Origin of the sequence: Rugamonas rubra (assembly GCF_900114705.1) — a bacterium.
GTDB lineage: Bacteria > Pseudomonadota > Gammaproteobacteria > Burkholderiales > Burkholderiaceae_D > Rugamonas > Rugamonas rubra.
The window spans coordinates 504,414-523,757 of sequence record NZ_FOTW01000004.1; the positions used below are offsets into that span (position 1 = coordinate 504,414).

Sequence of the window (19,344 nt, forward strand, 5' to 3'; positions counted from 1 at the left end):
TCTTCAGTCTGCTTCGCCCAGCTCAATCGTCTGCTCGGCGAAAGCAGCCTGGAACGCCATCTCGATACGCGCCAACTCCTCGTCCACGATTTCCTTGAACAGCGGGCGCTTGCCGTTGGAAAGGCTGCCTTTGTTTTGATAAAGCAGCTTGATCAGCAGGTCGAGGCGCGCGTTCGGCATGTCCACCACTTCGCGGATGGCTACCTTGGCTCGGTCATAGCTGCGGATAAACACGATTTCCGTCACCAGCTCGGTACGAATGGTCTGTTCGACCGCTTGCAGCAGATAATGGACCTGGCCGGTGAGGTCCGGGTAGCGGTACGATCCGGAAGCCTCGGCGGGGTTGTTGATCGTCAGTTGCTCGTCGTCGTCGACGCTGATGCTGACGACGGTGCGCAGCGGCTTGGAGTACGAATCGAGCACGCGATCATATTCCTGCGGGTGGTGCAGCATGTGGGCCGATACGGGCAGCACCATCCCGGCCGGCACGACACCGTCGCGGCCCAGGAAGTCGTGGATCAGGAAGCGGTGGATACGCCCGTTGCCGTCCTCGAAAGGGTGGATGAAGACGAACCCGAACGATACCAATGCGGCGCGCACGATCGGGTGCACGCCCTGCGTCCTGGCGGCGCAGTCGACCAGGCCTGCCATCAGGTCGCGCACCATGTTGCCCGGCGGGCAGACGTAGTGCACGATGGGGGCGCGTCCCGGCATCGATTCCCCAACATAGTTCTGCCAATCGCGAAAGGCGGCCTGGGCATAGCGTTGCTCGACGATCAGATTCTGCAGCTCGGCGAGCGCGGACTCCGCCAACACCTCGGCGAACGTCGACTTGCCGGCATCGCGCAAGGCGCGCACGAAACGCTGCTCTTGTCGGGCATGGCGGCGACCAGGTATTTGTCCGCGTCGAGCAGGTCGACGTAGGCGCCGCCGATCACCACCTGCAACGGCAGCTGTTCGCCAGCCAGCAGCTCATATAGGTAGCCGAGTTGACGCGCGTACTTGCCGTTTGGCTGGCGTTCCACATAGGCTAGGACGCGGTCGGCGCCGAGCATTGACACCCCCGCATTATTTTTGTTTAAACCTAGCCTAGTCTCTCACAAAACGTTCTGATCTAGATGAAACCATTAAAAAAACGGGAGTTTTTCAAGAAAACGTTAAATGGTAATGGTCTGGTGACCGGCAAGGCAGTGCTGACAAAGAACAGCCATTTGCAAGTAATGCGCTGAGATAGCGCGCTTCCCATGGATGTAGTCGGGAATGGCCTCAGACCGCCAGCATGCGGCGGGCGATAAAGCCCGAGCGCGATTCGCCGGCCGCCAGCGCCGCCTTGTCGATGCGCCGCAGGACGCGCGAGGGCAGGGTGATGTTAATGCGCTCGGTCTTGTCCGACAGGCTGGCCAAATCGATCTCCACCACCGCCCAAATCCAGCCGGCGAACGCGGGATCGTGGTAGTGCTCTGCAATGGGGCGCGCGTCGGGCACCGGGCCGCCGTCGTCGATCACCGTCTCCAGCCACAGGTCGATGGCCTCGCGGGCGTTGTCGATCGCCTCGTCCAAGGTGTCGCCGGCGGAAAAGCAGCCGGGCAGGTCGGGCACCACCACGCCGAACGCCTGCTTATCATTGCCGGGTTCAATTGCAACGGGATACTTCATCAGCCTCTCCTATTTCAAGCCGGCCTGCTTCAATATGTTGTTCACCAACCCGATGCCAAGATCCTTTTTGGGATGGGGAACGCTGATATGGCCGCCTTTGCCGGGATGTGTGTAGACGTGGTGCGAGCCTTTGATGCCTCGAAGCACCCAACCCGACTGTTCAAGCCGCTTAATAAGTTCGGCGCTGTTCATGTGTGTATGATACACACAAAGCGCCGCCCCGCAAGCCAGTCCCGCCAGCGCCGCGCCCCATCATTCAAACCCGGCTGGAGCGTTGAACACGGTAAAATAGCGCGATATGAATCCAGCGGGTAGCAGCGAATGAACATGGTAGCAAACGAACAAGACAACGCGGCCTCCGCCCCTGCGGCGGCCGCCAGCGGCCCGGCCTTCGTCCACCTGCGGGTGCACTCCGAATACTCGATCGTCGACGGCCTGGTGCGCATCGACGACCTGATCTCGGCCGCCGCAAAAGACAAACAGGCGGCGCTGGCGATGACCGACCTGTCCAACCTGTTCGGCATGGTCAAGTTCTACAAGTCGGCGCGCGGCAAGGGCATCAAGCCGGTGGTCGGCGTCGACGTCTGGATCAGCAACGACGACAACCGCGACAAACCCAGCCGCCTGCTGCTGCTGGCCAAGAACCGCATGGGCTATCTGCAGCTGTGCGAGCTGCTGTCGTCGGCCTTCCTGACCAACCAGTACAAGGGCCGCGCCGAGGTGCGCCTGGAGTGGTTGCAGGCGCTCACCACCAACACCTACGAGCTGCTGCCCGGCGAGAACCCGGCCGACGGCCTGATCGCGCTGTCCGGCGCCCACTTCGGCGACGTCGGCATCGCCATCGAGAACGGCAACCTGGCGCTGGCCGAGCGCCACGCGCAGAAGTGGGCGGCGATCTTCCCCGGCCACTTCTACCTGGAGATCCAGCGCGCCGGCCAGGCCAACCAGGAGGCCCAGGTGCGCCACGCCGTGGCGCTGGCGGCCAAGCTGGGCCTGCCGGTGGTGGCGACCCATCCGGTGCAGTTCATCTCGCCCGACGAGTACATCGCCCACGAGGCGCGCACCTGCATCGCCGAGGGCGAAATGCTGGCCAACGCCAAGCGGGTGCGCCGCTTCAACGAGTCGATGCGCTTCCAGACCCAGGCCGAAATGGCCGAGCGCTTCGCCGACCTGCCGGCGGCGCTGGCCAACTCGGTGGAGATCGCCAAGCGCTGCAACCTGACGCTCACACTGGGCAAGCCGCAGCTGCCCAACTTCCCCACGCCGCCCGGCATGAGCATCGACGAGTTCCTCGTCGCCGAGTCCAAGGCCGGCCTGGAGAAGCGCCTGCTCGAGCTGTACGCCGACCCGGAGCGGCGCGAGAAGGAGCGGCCGCGCTACGAGGCGCGCCTGAAGTTCGAGACCGACACCATCTGCAACATGAAGTTCCCCGGCTACTTCCTGATCGTGGCCGAGTTCATCCAGTGGGCCAAGGAGAACGGCGTGCCGGTCGGACCGGGCCGGGGTTCCGGCGCCGGCTCGCTGGTGGCCTACTCGCTGCTGATCACCGACCTGGACCCGCTCAAGTACAACCTGCTGTTCGAGCGCTTCCTCAACCCCGAGCGGGTCTCCATGCCCGACTTCGATATCGACTTCTGCCAGGAGGGGCGCGACCGCGTCATCCAGCACGTCAAGGACCTGTACGGCAAGGAGGCGGTGTCGCAGATCGCCACCTTCGGCACCATGGCGGCCAAGGGCGCGATCCGCGACGTCGGCCGCGTGATGGACTTCGGCTACAACTTCTGCGACGGCGTCTCCAAGCTGATCCCGTTCAAGCCGGGCAAGCCGGTGACCATCGCCGACGCTATCGAAGAGGAGCCGATGCTCAAGGAGCGCCAGGAGAACGAGGAGGAGGTGGCTCAGCTGCTCGAACTGGCGCAGCAGGTCGAGGGCATCACCCGCAACATCGGCATGCACGCCGGCGGCGTGTTGATCGCGCCGGGCAAGCTGACCGACTTCTGCCCGCTGTACACCCAGGGCGGCGACGGTGGCGTGGTGTCGCAGTACGACAAGGACGACGTGGAGGCCGTCGGCCTGGTCAAGTTCGACTTTTTGGGCTTGACCACGCTGACCATCCTCGACCGCGCGGTGCGCTACATCAAGCTGCTCGATCCGAAGGAGTCCGAGTTCGACCTGGCCAAGCTGCCGCTCAACGACCGGCCGTCCTACGAGCTGCTGACCAAGGCCAAGACCGTCGCCGTGTTCCAGTTGGAGTCGCGTGGCATGCAGGGCATGTTGAAGGACGCCCGGCCCGACCGCTTCGAGGACATCATCGCCCTGGTGGCGCTGTACCGTCCGGGCCCGATGGACCTGATCCCCGACTTCTGCAAACGCAAGCACGGCGAAAAGTTCGACTATCCAGATCCGCGCACCGAGTCCATTTTGTCCGAGACCTACGGCATCATGGTCTACCAGGAGCAGGTGATGCAGATGGCGCAGATCGTCGGCGGCTATTCGCTGGGCGGCGCCGACATGCTGCGCCGCGCGATGGGTAAGAAGAAGGCCGAGGAAATGGCCGAGCACCGCCAGATCTTCCGCGACGGCGCCGCCAAGGACGGTTTGAGCACCGCCAAGGCCGACGAGATCTTCGACTTGATGGAGAAGTTCGCCGGCTACGGCTTCAACAAATCGCACGCCGCCGCCTACGCGCTGCTGTCCTACCACACCGCCTATTTGAAGGCGCACCACCCGGCCGCGTTCATGGCGGCCAACATGTCGCTGGCGATGGACGACACCGACAAGGTGAAGATCCTGGTCGAGGATTGCATCGACATCTGCGGCCTGACGCTGCTGCCGCCGGACATCAACAAGTCCGACTACCGCTTCATGCCGGACGGCCCGCCGCCTTCGGTGACGGGCAAGAAGGTCACGCAGATCCGCTACGGCCTCGGCGCGGTCAAGGGTTCGGGGCAGAGCGCGATCGAGGCGATCATCGCCGCGCGCAGCGCCGGCGGGCCGTTCACCAGCCTGTTCGACTTCTGCAAGCGGGTCGACAAGAAGCAGATCAACCGCCGCACCATCGAGTCGCTGATCCGCAGCGGCGCCTTCGACTGCCTCGGCATCGACCGCGCCATTTTGCTGGCCAGCGTGGCCTTCGCCATGGAGTGCGCCGACCAGGAGCTGAAGGCGGCCAACCAGGTCAGCCTGTTCGGTGGCGACGACAGCGACTTGGTGGCGCCGCCCGAGTACGTCAAGTGCGCGCCGTTCAGCGACCGGCAGAAGCTGGCCGAGGAGAAGATCGCGCTCGGCTTCTACCTGTCGGGCCACATGTTCGACTCGTTCGCGCCGGAGGCGCGCCGCTTCGCCCGCACCAAGCTGGCCGAGCTGGAGCCGTCGCGCGAGCCGCGCATGCTGTGCGGCGTGATCACCGGCATCCGGCCGCAGATGACGCAGCGCGGCAAGCTGCTCATCGTCACCCTGGACGACAAGAGCGCGGTGGTCGAGGTGACCATCTACTCCGAGGTGTACGAGGAGAACAAGAAGATCATCAAGGAGGACGAGTTCCTCGCCGTGGTCGGCAAGGTGTCGGAGGACCGCTTCTCGGGCGGCCTGCGCATCTCGGCCGAGAAGGTGTTCGACATCGTCGCCGCGCGCATCCAGTACGGCCGCCAGCTCGGCCTGGCGCTGCCGGCCACGCTGGACAGCCGCAAGATCGCCGAGGTGCTGGCGCCGCACCGCTCCGAGTCCGGCCTGCCGGTGCAGGCGCGCATCAACACCCAGGGCGTGGCCTGCGTGCTGCAGCTGGGCGAGGCCTGGTGCGTGGCGCCGTCCGACGAGCTGACGCTGGCGCTGCAGCAGCAGCTGGGCGCCACCGAGGTGGCCATTGAGTACTAGGCCGTACCCGGCGCCGCGCAAGGTGCTGTTCTTTTCGCAGGACGGCAAGCTGGGCGACGCGGTGGTCAACACCGCCTTTGTCGCCGCCCTGCGCGCGCGCGCGCCCGACTGCGAGATCCACGCCACCGTGGCCGGCGCGACGGCGGCCTTCTGGGGCCAGGACGCGCGCCTGGCGCGGCTGTGGCGCGTGCAGCGGCCGGGCTGGCTCGAGACTGTGCGCACCGCGCTGGCGCTGCGCCGCGAGCGCTACGACTACATCGTCACCTGGCAGCGGCTGCGCAAGGAGAAGAGCAAGCTGCTGCTGTGGCTGGCGCGGCCGGGCCGGGTGATCGACCTGTGCGGCCTCGACGGTGGGCCGCCGACGCACAAGGTGGCGGCCTGCGCCGCCGCGCTCGAGCAGATGGGCCTGCCCGGCGAGGCCGAACTGGCCTACGACATCGGCATGCCGCCCTGCTGTCCGGAGATCGACCGGATGTTCGCGCCGGGGCGCGAGGTGGTGGTGGTAAACCTGTTCGCCGCCGACGCCTGGCGCAACATCGGCGCGGCGCAGGCGGCCGAGCTGCTGCGCGGCTTGGGCGCGCTGGCGCCGCAGGCGGCGCTGTGCCTGGTCTGCACCGACGCGACCGCGGCGGCGGCCGGGGCCGTGCTGGCCGAGGCCGGCGGCGCGGCGGCCGGGCAGGTGGTCAACTGCCAGGGCAACCTGCCGCGCCTGCTGCGCTTGTGCCAGCGCGCCGACCTGGTGATCAGCCCGGACACGGCGCTGATCCACATCGCCTCGGCCTACGACACGGCGGTGGTCGGCATCTACCAGAACAACGGCGTCAAGGAGGTGGAGTGGGGGCCGCGCTCGCGCCTGAGCGCGCGCGTGCTGTCGGACTGCCCCGACAGCCTGGACGGCTTCGCCGTGGCCGACGTGCTGGCCAAGGCGGCGGCGCTGCGCGCCGCCTATCTGGACTGAGCGGCAGGCGGCGGTCGTTCGTGGGGGCGGGCGCAGACGGGCGCAATACGTAGACTATTCGTCCGGCCCGCTTTGCAGCGCGCTCGCATAGTCTTGGCCGCCGCAGCAATATAGCGATACAGTGCTGTTAGCTGTTCCTCCGCCTCGGGCGTGAACAGGACCGTATGGCTCATTATGTCTTGCCGGTGGCCTTCAAGTGCTCTGCGGCCAGTCTGGCCCGCACTTGTTCTATGCTGACGGCCCGTTGTGGATCGGCCTTGAGCGCGTCGAACGCGGGTAGCACGCTTTGCTGCAACCACTGCTCCATCGCGCGGTCACGCGCCAGCAGGGCGCGCAGGCCATCTCGAATCACTTCGCTTTCGGTGGCGTACTCGCCGGAGGCGACCTTGGTTTTCACAATCTCAGCCATTTCCGTCGGCAAGGTGATGCTAAATTGCTGGGTTGTCCGCATGATGATCCCCTGTCGCCTGATAGGATCTAATCCTACCCAGCGCCGCTCGGCTGGTCAAGCCCGGCCAGCGCCGGGGGGACGTGTCGGCCTAGCCCATGTCCTTGAGCGCCGTGATGGCGTAGCCCTTGGCGCGGATTTGTTCGAGCGGCTGGTCGATGTGGTAGCCGGGCAGGCCGGCGGCCAGCTCGTCGACCTCGAGCGCGCTGGTCTCGCGCTGCCAGTCGGTGTTGATGGCCTCCTCGGGGATCGGCTTGCCCTCGGGTACGGCCAGGTAGGAAAAGATGCCGTCGTGCTCGGCCCTGCGGTAGATGTCCATGCGCATCGTGCTTGCTCCCTTGTGCCAACGTGAGCCCACAGCGGGGTGGGCGGCTCCGCCGGCGGCGGCGCCAGGTCCGATTCTACGCCTTGCGCGCGGGTATGGCGCGCGGCGCGTCAAGCGCGCGGCCGGAGCGCCGCGCTACAGGGCGGCGCCAGCGTAGTTCAGCTCGTCGGCCGCCGCGGCGGCCGCCGAGAAGTCGTGCGCCGCGTCCACGCCGCTGGCCACCGCCTCGATGTGCGGCGCCTGCAGGCCGGCGCGCACGGTGGCGGCCAGCGCCAGCAGGGTGTCGAAGCGCTTGCGCGCCTCGGAGCGCTTCTTCGAGGCGATCCCGGCCATGTCGGGCGGGCACAGCGGTTCGCACGGCAGCTGGTAGTCGCCGTCCAGACGCGGCCGCGCCTCCATCTCCTGCCACAGCGCGTCGTAGTCGGCGTACACGCGGCCCTTGCGGGCGGCGGCGCGCACGGCGCGGTTCGGGTTGCCCACCAGCAGCATGTGGCGGCAGCCGAAGTCGTGGCCCAGCTGGGCCAGCAGGCGCACCATCAGGTTCTTCGGCCGCAGGCCGTGCAGCTCGCGGGTGGCCTCGCGGATCAGGCCCAGGCCGTGCTCGCCCTGCGGCCCCTGCAGGCAGCCGATGCCCAGCGCCATGTGCGGGCCGTCGCGGAAGAAGGAGAAGGCCACCGAGTAGACCAGGTCGGCGCCCTGCACCAGGCGCAGCACCAGCTCGCCCTCGCGTTCGAGCGGCTCGACGGCGCACAGTTCGACGCCGTAGAACGCGCCGCCCTTGCCCTCGACCTGGCCCAGCAGCACCGGCTGCTGCGCCGCGCGCACCACCAGCGCGCCCAGGCCGTGGCGGAAGATGAAGCGGTAGTGCGCCTGCAGCAGCGCCAGCCGTTCGGCGCAGTCGAAGGTGTTGCTCAGGTAGGGGCGGTAGATCTTGTAGACCAGCCGCGGCCGCGCCTTGACCAGCTCGTGGAACAGCGGGTGCGAGTTGAGCAGCTGCAGCCAGCCGTAGGTGGCCTGGCGGTTGAGGAAGGCGCGCAGCGACAGCTTGATGGTCTCGCGCAAGTGCGCCAGGCCGTCGGTGCCGCTCAGACCGGAGCGTAGGGTGATCAATGGCGACATCGTATGGTATCTCGGGTAGGCCGGTGGGCGGGAAATCGGGCGCAGGCGCCGGGCGGGGATGCCTGGACGCAATGAGCAATAGTGGAATGGTAACTCCTTGTGTAACGTACTGTAAATTGGCGGATTGGCTTACGGCATACCCGTAGTGGCGGGGATGGCGGCCGGCCGCCGTTTGCGCGCAAAATAGCGTGCGATGCGCGCAAAACTACGTGGAACACGTACGCGGAATTGGCAATGCGCCAACGCCGCGGCCGGTGCATAATGCAACATAACGATACAAACCCAAGCCTATGCGTCCCGCCTTCCTCCGTCCGCTGCAGTACCCCGCCTTCGTCGCGCTGTATCTGCTGTTCGACTGGGCCACCTACATCGAGCCCCTGTACGGCCTGAACATCACCCCGTGGAACCCCGATCCGGCGCTCGGCCTGGTGTTCTGGCTGCTGCACGGCCGCCGCGCCGCGCTGCCGTTGTTCCTGGCCCTGCTGGGCGGCGAGGTGCTGGTGCGCGGCATGCCGGCCGGCCCCTGGCTCACCGTGCTCGGCGCGCTCTGGCTGACCGCCGGCTACGGCCTGATCGGCGCCGCGCTGCGCCGCCGCTTCTCCAGCGCCGCCTTGTTCGACCGCCGCCGCCGCCTGTTCCGCTGGGGCGGCATCGTCGCCGCCGGCAGCCTGTTCAACGCCCTGGTCTACATCAGCCTGCTGTGCGCCGCCGGCCTGGTGCCGCCGGCGCAGTGGGGCCTGGCGCTGCTGCGCTTCGGCGTCGGCGACATGGTCGGCGTGCTGGTGTCGATGCCGCTGATCTGGATGCTGGCCAGCGCCGCCGGCCGCGCCGGCCTGCGCGCCATCCTCTGGCGCGGCGAGACGCTGGCCTACCTGGCGCTGGGCGTGGGCGTGCTGTACGCGGTGTTCGGCGCGGTCGCCAACGCCGAGTTCAAATACCTGTACTTCCTGTTCCTGCCGGTGATCTGGGCGGCCTCGCGCCAGGGCTTGTACGGCGCCGCGCTGATGGTCTTCGTGCTGCAGGCCGGCATCATCGGCCTGGTCAAGTGGAGCACCGCCGTGGAGATCGCCGGCAGCGAGCTGCAGACGCTCGACGCCATGCTGGCGCTGGTCGGCTTCTTCATCGGCGCGGTGGTCGACGAGCTGCGCCAGGTCTCGGCCGAGCTCAAGCAGACGCTGCGCCTGGCCGCCGCCGGCGAGATGGCGGCCGCGCTGGCGCACGAGTTGAACCAGCCGATGACGGCGCTGTCGGCCTACGGCAAGGCCTGCGAACACCTGCTCGGGCGCGGCGAGACGGGGCCGGTGCTGAAGGACGCCATCGGCCGCATGATCGTCGAGTCGGGCCGCGCCGCCGAGGTGGTGGTGCGGCTGCGCGACTTCTTCCGCACCGGCGCGATGCGCCTCGAGGCGCTCGAGATCGGCGCCCTGCTCGGCGCCGTTTGCGCCCAGCAGGGCGCGGCGCTGCGCCAGCACGGCGTCGAGCTGAGCGTCGACGCGGCGGCGCCGCTGGCGGTGCAGGCCGACCGCCTGCAGATCGAGCTGGTGCTGCGCAACCTGCTGGGCAACGCGCTCGACGCCGTGTTGGCGCGGCCGGCCGGCCAGCGCCGCATCCGCGTCAGCGTCGAGCAGCTGGCCGGCGCGCGCCTGCAGCTGAGCGTGGTCGACAGCGGCGGCGGCGTCTCCGAGCGGCTGGCCGGGCGCCTGTTCGAACCCTTCGTCTCGTCCAAGGCCAGCGGCATGGGCCTGGGCCTGGTGCTCAGCCGCGCCATCGCCGAGGCGCACGGCGGCAGCCTGCGCTTCGACGCGGGCGGCCACGGCGTGTTCCGCCTGGTGCTGCCGCTGGGCGCGCCCGCCGCCGACGCCGGCACACACAACAACAATCCATAACAATAATCCACCATCCCCCGGAGACCACCTTGCCCCATGATTTGACCGTCTTCATCGTCGACGACGACCCCGCCGTGCGCGACGCCCTCGGCCTGCTGCTGGGCGTGCGCGGCTACCGCACCGCCATGTTCGCCAGCGCCGAGGACTTCCTGGCGGCGCGCCGCTGCGACTGGGCCGGCTGCCTGCTGGCCGACATCCGCATGAACGGCATGGACGGCCTGAGCCTGCAGGCCAGGCTGACCGAACTCGGTTGCGCCATCCCGGTGGTGATCGTCAGCGGCCACGGCGACGTGGCGCTGGCGCGCGCCGCCTTCAAGGCCAACGCCATCGATTTCCTCGAGAAACCGTTCGACGACGTCAAGCTGCTCGCCGCCATCGAGGAGGCCTACGCGCGCGAGCGCCAGCAGCGCGGCGCCGAGCAGCGCCGCGCCGGCGGCCTGGCCTTGCTGGCCGAGCTGACGCCGCGCGAGCGCGAGGTGATGCAACTGGTGGTGACGGGCCAGCACAACCGCGACATCGGGCCGGCGCTGGGCATCAGCGTGCGCACGGTGGAGGTGCACAAGGCGCGCCTGATGGGCAAGCTGGGGGTCGACAACGTGGCCGACCTGGTGCGCCTGAGCATGCTCGACGAGTAGCGCGGCCGCCAGCGGGCGCGGCGCGGGTGCGGCGGCTAGCCGCCGGCCGCCTCCTCGCGCAGGCCGCGCACCGCCAGGGTGGTGCGCTCGGCGGCGCGGCGCAGCACCAGTTGGCGGTTGCTCGACTCCTGGTCGCGCTGGTTCTCGCGGTGCCACAGGTGGAACACCTCGGTGGCGAAGGCGCCGTCCTTGCGCATCACGCCGGCGTTGAACAGGCGCACCACCAGGTCGGAGTCCTCGTGGCCCCAGCCGAGGAAGCTCTCGTCGAAGCCGTTGACCAGCTCCAGGTCGCTGCGCCAGGCCGCCATGTTGCAGCTCTTGATGCGGCGCCAGGAGAAGCGCCGCGTGGTGCGGCCCAGGTCGGGCCAGCCGACCAGCAGCTGCAGCAGCTTGTTCAGGTGGCCGGCCAGGCGCCAGCGCAGCATGCGGCCCAGGCCGAGGCGCTGCAGGTCGATGCCCTCGGCCAGCACGCGGCCGGTGCCGGCCTCGCTGAGCAGGATGCGGCTGCCGCAGACGACGTGGCCGGGCTGGGCCAGGCGGCGGTGGCGGCGCACGAAGTCGCGCCGCGGCACGCAGTCGCCGTCGAGGAAGACGATGTAGTCGCCGCTGGCGGCCAGCGTGCCCAGGTTGCGCGCGCGGGCGGCGCGGAAGCCCAGGTCGTCCTGCCAGACATGGCGCAGCGGCACCGGCGCGGCGGCCTGCAGGGCGGCGACGCAGGCCCGTGTGTTGTCGCCCGAGCCGTCATCAGCGATAATGATTTCGAAATCCAGGTCGTCCTGGGCGAAACAGGCCTCGACCACGGCGCGCAGCGCGTCGGGACGGTTGTAGGTGGTGATGATGACGGAGATGGTTGGTGCCTGGTGCATGAAGTCCGCTGCCTGTGTTGATAGATTGCAAATAGAACCGACAAGAACAAGAATGAATCATACTTTATCCGGGCCGGCGCGCGGCAACTCCCTGCTGATCCACCTGCTGCTGTTCTGCCTGCCCTTCCTGACGCTGATCAGCAGTTTCGGCGTCGGCCTGTGCAGCTTCGCCTTCCTGCTGGCGGCCGTGCTGACCCGGCGCGATGGCATGGCGGCGCTGCGGCGCCATTGGCCGCAGGTGCGCGGCGTGCTGCTGGCCTTCGGCCTGGGCCTGGCCTTCGCCGTGCTGCTGATGGTGCTGCGCCACGGCGTGCACCTGCGCGCGCTGGAAAAGCCCGGCCGCATGCTGGCCGCCGCCACCGTCATGCTGGCCGTGCTGGCCTGCCGGCCCAGCCGGCGCGCGCTGTGGTGGGGCCTGATCGCCGGTGCCGTGGCCGGCGCCGCCTTCTCGGTCTACCAGCGCTGGGGCATGGGCATGCAGCGCCCGGGCGGCCTGATCAACTCGATCACCTTCGGCGACATCGTGCTGTGCATGGGCCTGATGTGCCTGGCCGCCAGCAGCGACTTCAAGGGCCGCCTGGCGCTGTGGCCGGCGTTCGGCGCGCTGGCCGGCCTGGCCGGCTCGATCGCCACCGGCACCCGCGGCGGCTGGCTGGCGGTGCTGTTCGCCGGCGTGCTGATGGTGCGCTACGGCCACGTGCTGCGCGGCCGGCTGCGCCAGGGCGCCGCGCTGGCCGCGCTGGCGCTGCTGCTGGCCAGCTACTTCGTGCCGCAGACCGGCGCCCGCCAGCGCCTCGAACAGGGCATCGACGACGTGCGCAGCTACTACGGCGGCGGCAACGCCTACAGCAACATGGGCGTGCGGCTCGAGCTGTGGCGCGGCGCGGCGATGCTGATCGAACGCCACCCGCTGAGCGGCGCGGCGGCCCCCCAGGTCAAGGCCGAACTGGCCGAGCTGGCCGCCGACGGCAAGATCGACCCCTTCGTGCTGCAGTTCGACCACTTCCACAACGACATGGTGCAGGCGCTGGTCTACGGCGGCGTGCTGGGCCTGCTGGCGTGGGGCGCCACGCTGCTGCTGCCGCTGCTGTTCTTCCTGCGCATCCTGCGGCGCCGGCCGACCGTCGCCGCCGGCCTGTTGGCGCCGGCGCTGGCCGGCGCGCTGCTGGTGGTGTGCTATTTCAGCTTCGGCCTGACCGAGGTGATCTTCTGGTCGGTGCGCAGCACGATGTTCTACGCGCTGATGCTGTTCCTGCTGATGGGCCTGTGCCTGAACGCGCAGGACGAGGCGGCCGCCGCCGCCGCGCCGGCCGACAAGGCGGCGGCATGAGCGCCGCCGCGCCGCCGCGCATCCTGCTGATCTCGCCGAACTGGATCGGCGACGCCGTCATGGCCCAGCCGCTGCTGCAGCTGCTGCGCGCGGCGCGGCCGGACACGCCGATCGACGTGCTGGCGCCGCCGCCGGTGGCGCCGGTGTGGCGCCAGATGGCCGAGGTCGACGAGGTGCTGCAGACGCCGTTCCGCCACGGCGCGCTGCAGCTGCGCGAGCGCTGGCGCTACGCCCGGCTGCTGCGCGCGCGCGGCTACGACGCCGCCTACGTGCTGCCCAACACCCTCAAGTACGCGCTGATCCCCTGGCTGGCCGGCATCCCCAGGCGGGTCGGCTACAAGGGCGAGAGCCGGCACGGCCTGATCAACGTGATGCACCGCGACGACACGCCGCCGCGGCCGATGGTGGCCTTCTACGCCGCGCTGGCCGGCGCGCCCGGCCCGCTGGGCGCGGCGCCGCCACGGCCGGCGCTGGCGGTGGCGCCGGCGCAGATCGCCGGCGCCTGCGCCGGCGCCGGCCTCGACGCCGAGCGCCCGCTGCTGGTGTTCGCGCCGGGCGCCGAGTTCGGCGCCGCCAAGCGCTGGCCGGCGGCCCACTTCGCCGCGCTGGCCCGGCTGGCGTTGCTGGCCGAGCCGCGCCGCCAGGTGGCGCTGCTCGGTTCGCCCAAGGACGAGGCGGTGTGCGCCGAGGTGGCCGCCGCCGCCGGCGGCCTGGCCGCCGTGCACAACCTGGCCGGGCGCACCAGCCTGGCCGAAGCCATCGCGCTGATCGCCAAGGCCGAGGCGGTGGTGGCCAACGACTCGGGCCTGCTGCACATCGCCTCGGCGCTGAACCGGCCGGTGGCGGCGCTGTACGGCCCGACCGACCCGGACCACGCGCCGCCGTTCTCCGACCGCTCGGCGGCCATCTCGCTGCGGCTCGACTGCGCGCCGTGCCGCCAGCGCGAATGCCCGCTGGGGCACCAGAACTGCATGCGCGGCATCGAGCCGGCGCTGGTCTGGCGCCGCCTGGGCGAGTTGCTGACGGCGCCGCCAGGGTGAGCGGGGCGGCCATGCACAGACGCTTCCCCATCGTCTTCTGGGCCCGCGTGTTCGTCGGCGTGGTCTGCCTGGCGCTGGTGGCGATCGACGGCTGGCGCAGCTGGACCGCGCGCGCCGAGCGCCTGCTCGAGATGGAGCGCGCCACCTTCAACCTGGCGCGCGCCATGGCGCAGCAGGCCGACGACAGCATCAAGGCGGCCGACACCAGCGTCGCCGAGCTGGTCGAGCGCATCGAGGTCGACGGCCTGGGCGAGGCGGCGCTGGCGCGCCTGCACACGCGCATGGTGGCGCAGGTGGCCAACCTGCCGCAGCTGGGCGGCCTGTTCGCCTATGACGAGCAGGGCCGCTGGCTGGTCAACTCGCGCCCGCTGCTCAACGCCACCCTCAACAACGCCGACCGCGAGTACTTCCGCCACCACCGCAGCCATCCCGGCCGCGCCGCCTACGTCGGCCTGCCGGTGGTGAGCCGCTCGACCGGGCAGTGGATCATCCCGGTGTCGCGCCGCATCGACAAGCCGGACGGCGGCTTCGGCGGCGTGGTGCTGGCCACCGTCGACCTGGACCACTTCCGCCGCTTCTACCAGAGCCTCGACGTCGGCCGCCACGGCGCCGTGGCGCTGTTCAACAACGCCGGCGTGCTGCTGCTGCGCCGGCCCTTCGACGACGCCACCATCGGCCAGGACCTGCGCGGCTCGAACCTGTACGCCGCCTTCATGCCGCAGCGCCTGGCCGGCAGCGCCTCGCTGCTGTCGCCGCTGGACGGCCAGGTGCGGCTCAACAGCTACCGGCCGCTGCAGCACTATCCCTTGTTCGTCACGGCGGCGCTGTCGCGCGACGAGATGCTGGCGCAGTGGCGCCGCGACACCTTCCTTCGCTCGCTCGGCGTGCTGCTGCTGGCGGCCATGCTGGGCCTGTTCGGCCAGCGCCTGGTGCGCCAGATCGGGCTGCGCGAGCGCGCCGAGGGCGAGCTGCGCGCCGCCCGCGACGCGCTCGAGCAGGTCAACCGCACGCTGGAGCGGCAGGCCATGCAGGACGGCTTGACCGGGCTGGCCAACCGGCGCCAGTTCGACGTCACGCTGGGCAACGAGTTCAGCCGCGCCATGCGCTACCAGCACCTGCTGGCCTTCGTCATGGTCGACGTCGACTACTTCAAGCAGTACAACGACGAATACGGCCACAGCAAGGGCGACGACTGCCTGCGCGCCGTCTGCGCGCAGATCCGCGCGCAGACGCCGAAGCGGCCGGGCGACCTGACGGCGCGCTACGGCGGCGAGGAGCTGGCCATCCTGCTGCCCGACACCGACCTGGCCGGCGCCCACGCCGTGGCCGAGCGGGTGCGCGCCGCCGTCGAGGCGCTGCAGCTGCCGCACGCGGCCAGCCCGTTCGGCGTGGTGACCATCAGTGCCGGCGTGGCGACGCTGATGCCGCAGCGTGATGTGCACCTGGCCGGCATGCTGGTCGACGCCGCCGACCAGGCGCTGTACGGCGCCAAGTCGGACGGCCGCAACCGGGTGGCGCGCGCGCCCGTGCTGGCGCGCCTGGCGACCGAACCGCCGCCGCCGCCGCGCACCACCTGAAGGCCACCGCCACCGCGCCACCGGGGTCGGCCACCGGGGTCAGCCACCGGGGTCACCACCGGGGTCAGTGCCGACATTCGGACACGACCTCAACCATTGCCCATGCCGCCGAGGCTCTTTACTGCTGAGTCTGTGTCCGAATGTCGGCACTGACCCCGGGTCCCTGACCCCGGGTCCCCGGGTCCGGGGCCGCGTAAAAGCGGCGGCTTAGACGGCGCGCGCGGCGCCCAGGAGGCCGGCGCGCAGGAAGGCGTCGCGCTCGGCGCGGTCGGGCGGCTGGCAGCCCTCGCGCATCAGGTTCAGGCTGGCGCAGGCGACGGCGGCGCGCAAGGCGCGCTCCAGCGCGGCCGGGCCGAGCGCCGCCAGCGCGGCGCCGTCCAGTTGGCCGCCCTCGTCGAGGCTCGACAGCAGGCCGGCCCAGAAGCTGTCGCCGCAGCCGACGCTGTCGACCACCGCCAGGCCGGCCGGCGCGGCCAGCGCCACGGCGGCGTGCGGCGTCAGCAGCACGGCGCCGTCGGCGCCCAGGGTCAGCGCCAGCAGCTTGGCGCCGCTGGCGTGCAGCAGCGTGCGCGCCGCCTCCAGCGGCGCCCGGCCGGCGTAGCCCAGGTGCTCCAGGTCCTCCTCGCTGACCTTGACCAGGTCGGCCTCGGCCAACATCCGCCGCACGCCGGCGGCGTAGCCGTCCACGTCGGGGCAGACCAGCGGCCGCATGTTGGCGTCGATCGACACCAGCGCGCCGCGCGCCTTGGCCTGCGCGGCGATGGCGCGCGCCGCCGCCACGTCCTCGGTCACCAGCGCCAGGCCGCCGCTGTGGAACAGCCGTGGCGCCGCCGGCAGCAGGGCGCAGGCCTGCGCCGCCGTGATGTCGCGGTCGGCCACGCCGTGGCGGTGGAAGACGTAGGACGGCGTCTTGTTCGCGTCGAGGGTGATCACCGCCAGCGAGGTCGGCTGCGCGCTCGGCGCCGGGCTGGCCAGGCGCACGCCGGCGCCGCCCAGCAGGCGGGCGAAGCGGCGGCCGAACTCGTCGCGCGACAGCGGGTTCAAATAGCTGACCGCCAGGCCCTGGCGCGCCATCGCCTGGGTGAAGTTGCACACCGAGCCGCCCAGCACGGCGGCGAAGCGTCCGTCCGGCATTTCAATCATGTCGACCAGTGCTTCGCCATACGTTACCACCATGTTCCACTCCTTGATATGTAGCAGCGGCCGGCGGTGCCGGCGCTAAAAGTTTGTTGTTCTGCCTGGTTTGGCGGCCGCCCGGGCGTTGACCCCGCAAACCGGACGCCGGGGTCAGCCCCCCGCCTTGGCGCCGTACGGGGTCTGACCCCTTTCGGCCGCAGTGCGGGGCGCCGTCCCGGCTTCGCCATCGCCGGTCAGCACGCCTTTGCTGAACAGGAAGTTGGCGTAGGGTTGCAGCTCGCCCGTTTGCACGATGGCGTAGGCGCCGCGCACCCGTTCGTAGAAGGCGTAGCGTTCGACCGCCTCGCATTGTTCGGCGGCGGCGCCGCCGCTGTCCACGCACAGCGCGATCAGCTGGCGCTGCAGCGCCGAGCGGTAACCGTCCGGCTCGCCGCCGACGGCCATGAAGGCCACCGGCCGCTCGGCCACGTCGAGCGGCAGCACCGACAGCAGGGCGGCGCCGGCGCGCGCCAGGCCGACGCCGGGCAGGCGCAGCACCGGCTTGCCCCGGCCCAGCGTGGTGGCGGTGAAGTTGGCGTCGACCAGGGCGACCGTGTCGCCGTGGCCCATCTCGGCCAGCACCTTCAGCAGTTCCGGGCTGAGCAGTGGATCGATGCCTTTAAGCATGGGCCGCCTCCGCCAAGTCGCGCGGGTCCTTGGCGCCGGTCATCACGGCCACCGTGTCGGACATGCTGATGTGCTTGGGGTCGACCACCGCCACCCGCTTGCCCAGGCGCTGGATGTGGATGCGGTCGGCGATCTCGAACACGTGCGGCATGTTGTGGCTGATCAGGATCACCGGCAGGCCGCGCTCGCGCACCCGGCGTATCAGTTCGAGCACCATGTTGCCCTCCTTGACGCCGAGCGCGGCGGTGGGCTCGTCGAGGATCACCACGTGGCGCGCGAAGGCGGTGCTGCGCGCCACGGCGACGCCCTGGCGCTGGCCGCCGGACAGGGTGCCGACCGCCTGCTTCATCGAGCGGATGCCGATCTTCAGGTCGGCCATGTGGCCGGCCGCCTCGGCCAGCATGCGCTTCTTGTCGATCAGCCGCAGGCACTTGCCCAGCAGGCCGGGACGCAGCAGCTCGCGGCCGAGGAACAGGTTCTCGGCGATGGTCATGGCCGGCGCCACGGCCAGGTCCTGGTAGACCGTTTCGATGCCGTGGCGGCGCGCGTCGATCGGCGTCTTGAAGCGCACCAGCTGGCCGTCCAGCCGCATCTCGCCCTCGTCGGGCACGATGGCGCCGGACAGCGCCTTGATCAGCGAGGACTTGCCGGCGCCGTTGTCGCCGATCACGGCGAGGATTTCGCCGGCGCGCAGGTTGAAGTCGGTGCCGTCGAGGGCGGTGACGCCGCCGTAGCGCTTGACCAGGCCGCGCGCCTGGAAGATGTCTGTCGTCGTGTCCATGCTCAGCCTTTCTTGTGGGTCAGTTGGTCGGTGGCCACGGCCAGGATCACCAGCACGCCGGTGACCAGGATCTGCACCACCGAGGGCACGCCCATCAGGGTCAGGCCGTTGCGGAACACGCCGACGATGAGCACGCCGACCAGGGTGCCGAGGATGGAGCCGCGCCCGCCGAACAGGCTGGTGCCGCCCAGCACCACGGCGGTGATGCTGTCGAGGTTGTCGGTCTGGCCGCCCTGCGGATCGCCCACGCCCATGCGCGCCACCGACAGCATGGCCGCGATGCCGTAGAACAGGCCGGCCGTCATGTACACGCCGAGCAGCACGCGCTTGGTGGCGATGCCGGTCAGCCGCGCCGCCTCGGGGTTGTTGCCGACCGCGTAGAGGTGGCGGCCGGGCGCCGTCTCGCGCAGGAACAGCCAGGTCAGCAGGTAGAGCGCCAGCATCAGCACGCTGCCGTAGGTGATGCTGGTCTGGCCCAGCTGGAAGGTGTTGCCGAAGAAGGTCATCGCCTCGGGCAGGCCGGTGACGGTCTGCGCCTGCGAGTAGATCTGCGTGACGGCGAAGGCGATGTTCATCGTGCCCAGCGTGACGATGAAGGGCGGCAGCTTGATGGCGGTGACCAGGGCGCCGTTGAGGTAGCCGATCAGCACGCAGGCGGCCATGCCACAGGGCACCGCCAGGAAGGGGTGCAGGCCGTAGTCGACGGCGAACTTGGTGGCGACGACGGAACCGAGCGCCATCGCCATGCCGCAGGACAGGTCGATGCCGGCGGTCAAAATGATCAGGGTCTGGCCGATGGCGATCACGCCGACCACCATCACCTGTTGCAGGATCAGCGAGAAGTTCTGGCCGCTGAGGAAGCGGTCGGACTGGCTGGCGAAGAAGATGCTCGCCGCCAGCAGGGCCAGCACGGGGCCGAGCACGTTGACCGGCGGCAGCAGCTGCTTCAGGCGCTGCGCGGCCGGCGCGGCGGCGGCCACGGCGGGGGAGGGCGCGGCCGGCTGGCCGGCGGCGGGGTGGAGCGTGGAGTTCATGGGCGTCCTTTCA

The 19,344-nt window shown here is 69.9% G+C and carries 19 protein-coding genes; 7 read left to right on the forward strand and 12 right to left on the reverse strand.

Annotated elements, in window-relative coordinates; translation table 11 throughout:
- Positions 1-3: 3 nt before the first annotated feature.
- The 4 genes from BM252_RS02280 to BM252_RS02290 all read right to left on the reverse strand — a co-directional run bounded on the left by BM252_RS02280 (position 4) and on the right by BM252_RS02290 (position 1,848).
- Complete coding sequence (locus tag BM252_RS02280; protein ID WP_174900385.1) at positions 4-858, reverse strand: Fic family protein; 855 nt, start codon at positions 856-858, stop codon at positions 4-6.
- Positions 777-1,055, reverse strand: a complete 279-nt coding sequence (locus BM252_RS30840; RefSeq protein ID WP_174900386.1) for a hypothetical protein — start codon at positions 1,053-1,055, stop codon at positions 777-779. Before BM252_RS30840 ends, BM252_RS02280 begins: the two co-directional genes overlap by 82 nt.
- Positions 1,056-1,266: 211 nt before the next feature.
- Complete coding sequence (locus BM252_RS02285) at positions 1,267-1,656, reverse strand: type II toxin-antitoxin system HicB family antitoxin (RefSeq protein WP_093383025.1); 390 nt, start codon at positions 1,654-1,656, stop codon at positions 1,267-1,269.
- Positions 1,657-1,665: 9 nt separating this feature from the next.
- Positions 1,666-1,848, reverse strand: a complete 183-nt coding sequence (locus tag BM252_RS02290) for a type II toxin-antitoxin system HicA family toxin (RefSeq protein ID WP_093383028.1) — start codon at positions 1,846-1,848, stop codon at positions 1,666-1,668.
- Between the two features lie 129 nt (positions 1,849-1,977).
- On the opposite strand from BM252_RS02290, the gene dnaE reads away from it, so the two are divergent.
- Together dnaE and BM252_RS02300 are read left to right on the forward strand one after the other, a co-directional pair.
- Positions 1,978-5,529 (forward strand): DNA polymerase III subunit alpha, encoded by a 3,552-nt coding sequence (dnaE, locus tag BM252_RS02295; protein WP_093383031.1) that lies wholly within the window; start codon positions 1,978-1,980, stop codon positions 5,527-5,529.
- Positions 5,519-6,487: a glycosyltransferase family 9 protein gene (locus BM252_RS02300; RefSeq protein ID WP_139236242.1), complete on the forward strand. Its 969-nt coding sequence runs from the start codon at positions 5,519-5,521 to the stop codon at positions 6,485-6,487. Before dnaE ends, BM252_RS02300 begins: the two co-directional genes overlap by 11 nt.
- Positions 6,488-6,659: 172 nt before the next feature.
- Here the strand turns inward: BM252_RS02300 and BM252_RS02305 are convergent, their stop codons facing one another.
- From BM252_RS02305 to BM252_RS02315, 3 genes are all read right to left on the reverse strand, one after another.
- On the reverse strand, positions 6,660-6,938 hold the full coding sequence (locus tag BM252_RS02305) for a ribbon-helix-helix domain-containing protein (RefSeq protein WP_093383037.1): 279 nt from the start codon (positions 6,936-6,938) through the stop codon (positions 6,660-6,662).
- Between the two features lie 88 nt (positions 6,939-7,026).
- Complete coding sequence (locus BM252_RS02310) at positions 7,027-7,260, reverse strand: DUF6139 family protein (protein WP_093383040.1); 234 nt, start codon at positions 7,258-7,260, stop codon at positions 7,027-7,029.
- A gap of 135 nt (positions 7,261-7,395) precedes the next feature.
- Positions 7,396-8,379, reverse strand: coding sequence for a VirK/YbjX family protein (locus BM252_RS02315; RefSeq protein ID WP_093383043.1), 984 nt, complete (start codon positions 8,377-8,379; stop codon positions 7,396-7,398).
- Positions 8,380-8,669: 290 nt separating this feature from the next.
- On the opposite strand from BM252_RS02315, the gene BM252_RS02320 reads away from it, so the two are divergent.
- Positions 8,670-10,265 carry a sensor histidine kinase gene (locus tag BM252_RS02320; protein ID WP_093383046.1) on the forward strand — a complete coding sequence of 532 codons (1,596 nt, stop codon included), beginning with the start codon at positions 8,670-8,672 and terminating at the stop codon, positions 10,263-10,265.
- A 29-nt stretch (positions 10,266-10,294) separates the two neighbouring features.
- A complete protein-coding gene (locus BM252_RS02325; protein WP_093383049.1) occupies positions 10,295-10,900 on the forward strand; it encodes a response regulator transcription factor in 606 nt (201 codons plus the stop codon).
- Between the two features lie 35 nt (positions 10,901-10,935).
- Here the strand turns inward: BM252_RS02325 and BM252_RS02330 are convergent, their stop codons facing one another.
- Positions 10,936-11,766 (reverse strand): glycosyltransferase family 2 protein, encoded by an 831-nt coding sequence (locus BM252_RS02330; protein WP_093383052.1) that lies wholly within the window; start codon positions 11,764-11,766, stop codon positions 10,936-10,938.
- 52 nt (positions 11,767-11,818) lie between these two features.
- Here BM252_RS02330 and BM252_RS02335 point away from each other — a divergent pair, with 52 nt between their 5' ends.
- Genes BM252_RS02335 through BM252_RS02345 form a run of 3 tightly spaced genes read left to right on the forward strand, consistent with a single transcriptional unit; the run spans position 11,819 to position 15,713 of the window.
- Complete coding sequence (locus tag BM252_RS02335) at positions 11,819-13,096, forward strand: O-antigen ligase family protein (protein WP_093383055.1); 1,278 nt, start codon at positions 11,819-11,821, stop codon at positions 13,094-13,096.
- Positions 13,093-14,136 (forward strand): lipopolysaccharide heptosyltransferase II, encoded by a 1,044-nt coding sequence (gene waaF / locus BM252_RS02340; protein WP_093383058.1) that lies wholly within the window; start codon positions 13,093-13,095, stop codon positions 14,134-14,136. Before BM252_RS02335 ends, waaF begins: the two co-directional genes overlap by 4 nt.
- An 11-nt stretch (positions 14,137-14,147) precedes the next feature.
- Positions 14,148-15,713: a GGDEF domain-containing protein gene (locus BM252_RS02345; protein WP_093383061.1), complete on the forward strand. Its 1,566-nt coding sequence runs from the start codon at positions 14,148-14,150 to the stop codon at positions 15,711-15,713.
- A 207-nt stretch (positions 15,714-15,920) separates the two neighbouring features.
- Here BM252_RS02345 and BM252_RS02350 read toward each other — a convergent pair whose 3' ends face one another.
- From BM252_RS02350 to BM252_RS02365, 4 genes are all read right to left on the reverse strand, one after another.
- The gene (locus BM252_RS02350) at positions 15,921-16,889 is read right to left on the reverse strand and encodes a PfkB family carbohydrate kinase (protein ID WP_093383064.1); all 969 of its coding nucleotides are present in this window, start codon (positions 16,887-16,889) and stop codon (positions 15,921-15,923) included.
- Positions 16,890-17,000: 111 nt separating this feature from the next.
- Positions 17,001-17,516: an RbsD/FucU family protein gene (locus BM252_RS02355; RefSeq protein ID WP_093383067.1), complete on the reverse strand. Its 516-nt coding sequence runs from the start codon at positions 17,514-17,516 to the stop codon at positions 17,001-17,003.
- On the reverse strand, positions 17,509-18,297 hold the full coding sequence (locus BM252_RS02360; protein WP_093383070.1) for an ATP-binding cassette domain-containing protein: 789 nt from the start codon (positions 18,295-18,297) through the stop codon (positions 17,509-17,511). The genes BM252_RS02355 and BM252_RS02360 overlap by 8 nt, the downstream gene beginning before the upstream one ends.
- A gap of 2 nt (positions 18,298-18,299) precedes the next feature.
- A complete protein-coding gene (locus tag BM252_RS02365) occupies positions 18,300-19,331 on the reverse strand; it encodes an ABC transporter permease (protein ID WP_093383073.1) in 1,032 nt (343 codons plus the stop codon).
- Positions 19,332-19,344: the final 13 nt, after the last annotated feature.

Bases quoted from the DNA above. Each gene is read 5' to 3' on its own strand.
- BM252_RS30840 (WP_174900386.1), bottom strand. From the start codon at position 1,055: ATGCTCGGCGCCGACCGCGTCCTAGCCTATGTGGAACGCCAGCCAAAC.
- BM252_RS02285 (WP_093383025.1), bottom strand. From the start codon at position 1,656: ATGAAGTATCCCGTTGCAATTGAACCCGGCAATGATAAGCAGGCGTTC.
- BM252_RS02290 (WP_093383028.1), bottom strand. From the start codon at position 1,848: ATGAACAGCGCCGAACTTATTAAGCGGCTTGAACAGTCGGGTTGGGTG.
- dnaE (WP_093383031.1), top strand. From the start codon at position 1,978: ATGAACATGGTAGCAAACGAACAAGACAACGCGGCCTCCGCCCCTGCG.
- BM252_RS02305 (WP_093383037.1), bottom strand. From the start codon at position 6,938: ATGCGGACAACCCAGCAATTTAGCATCACCTTGCCGACGGAAATGGCT.
- BM252_RS02310 (WP_093383040.1), bottom strand. From the start codon at position 7,260: ATGCGCATGGACATCTACCGCAGGGCCGAGCACGACGGCATCTTTTCC.
- BM252_RS02315 (WP_093383043.1), bottom strand. From the start codon at position 8,379: ATGTCGCCATTGATCACCCTACGCTCCGGTCTGAGCGGCACCGACGGC.
- BM252_RS02320 (WP_093383046.1), top strand. From the start codon at position 8,670: ATGCGTCCCGCCTTCCTCCGTCCGCTGCAGTACCCCGCCTTCGTCGCG.
- BM252_RS02330 (WP_093383052.1), bottom strand. From the start codon at position 11,766: ATGCACCAGGCACCAACCATCTCCGTCATCATCACCACCTACAACCGT.
- BM252_RS02335 (WP_093383055.1), top strand. From the start codon at position 11,819: ATGAATCATACTTTATCCGGGCCGGCGCGCGGCAACTCCCTGCTGATC.
- waaF (WP_093383058.1), top strand. From the start codon at position 13,093: ATGAGCGCCGCCGCGCCGCCGCGCATCCTGCTGATCTCGCCGAACTGG.
- BM252_RS02345 (WP_093383061.1), top strand. From the start codon at position 14,148: ATGCACAGACGCTTCCCCATCGTCTTCTGGGCCCGCGTGTTCGTCGGC.
- BM252_RS02350 (WP_093383064.1), bottom strand. From the start codon at position 16,889: ATGGTGGTAACGTATGGCGAAGCACTGGTCGACATGATTGAAATGCCG.
- BM252_RS02355 (WP_093383067.1), bottom strand. From the start codon at position 17,516: ATGCTTAAAGGCATCGATCCACTGCTCAGCCCGGAACTGCTGAAGGTG.
- BM252_RS02360 (WP_093383070.1), bottom strand. From the start codon at position 18,297: ATGGACACGACGACAGACATCTTCCAGGCGCGCGGCCTGGTCAAGCGC.
- BM252_RS02365 (WP_093383073.1), bottom strand. From the start codon at position 19,331: ATGAACTCCACGCTCCACCCCGCCGCCGGCCAGCCGGCCGCGCCCTCC.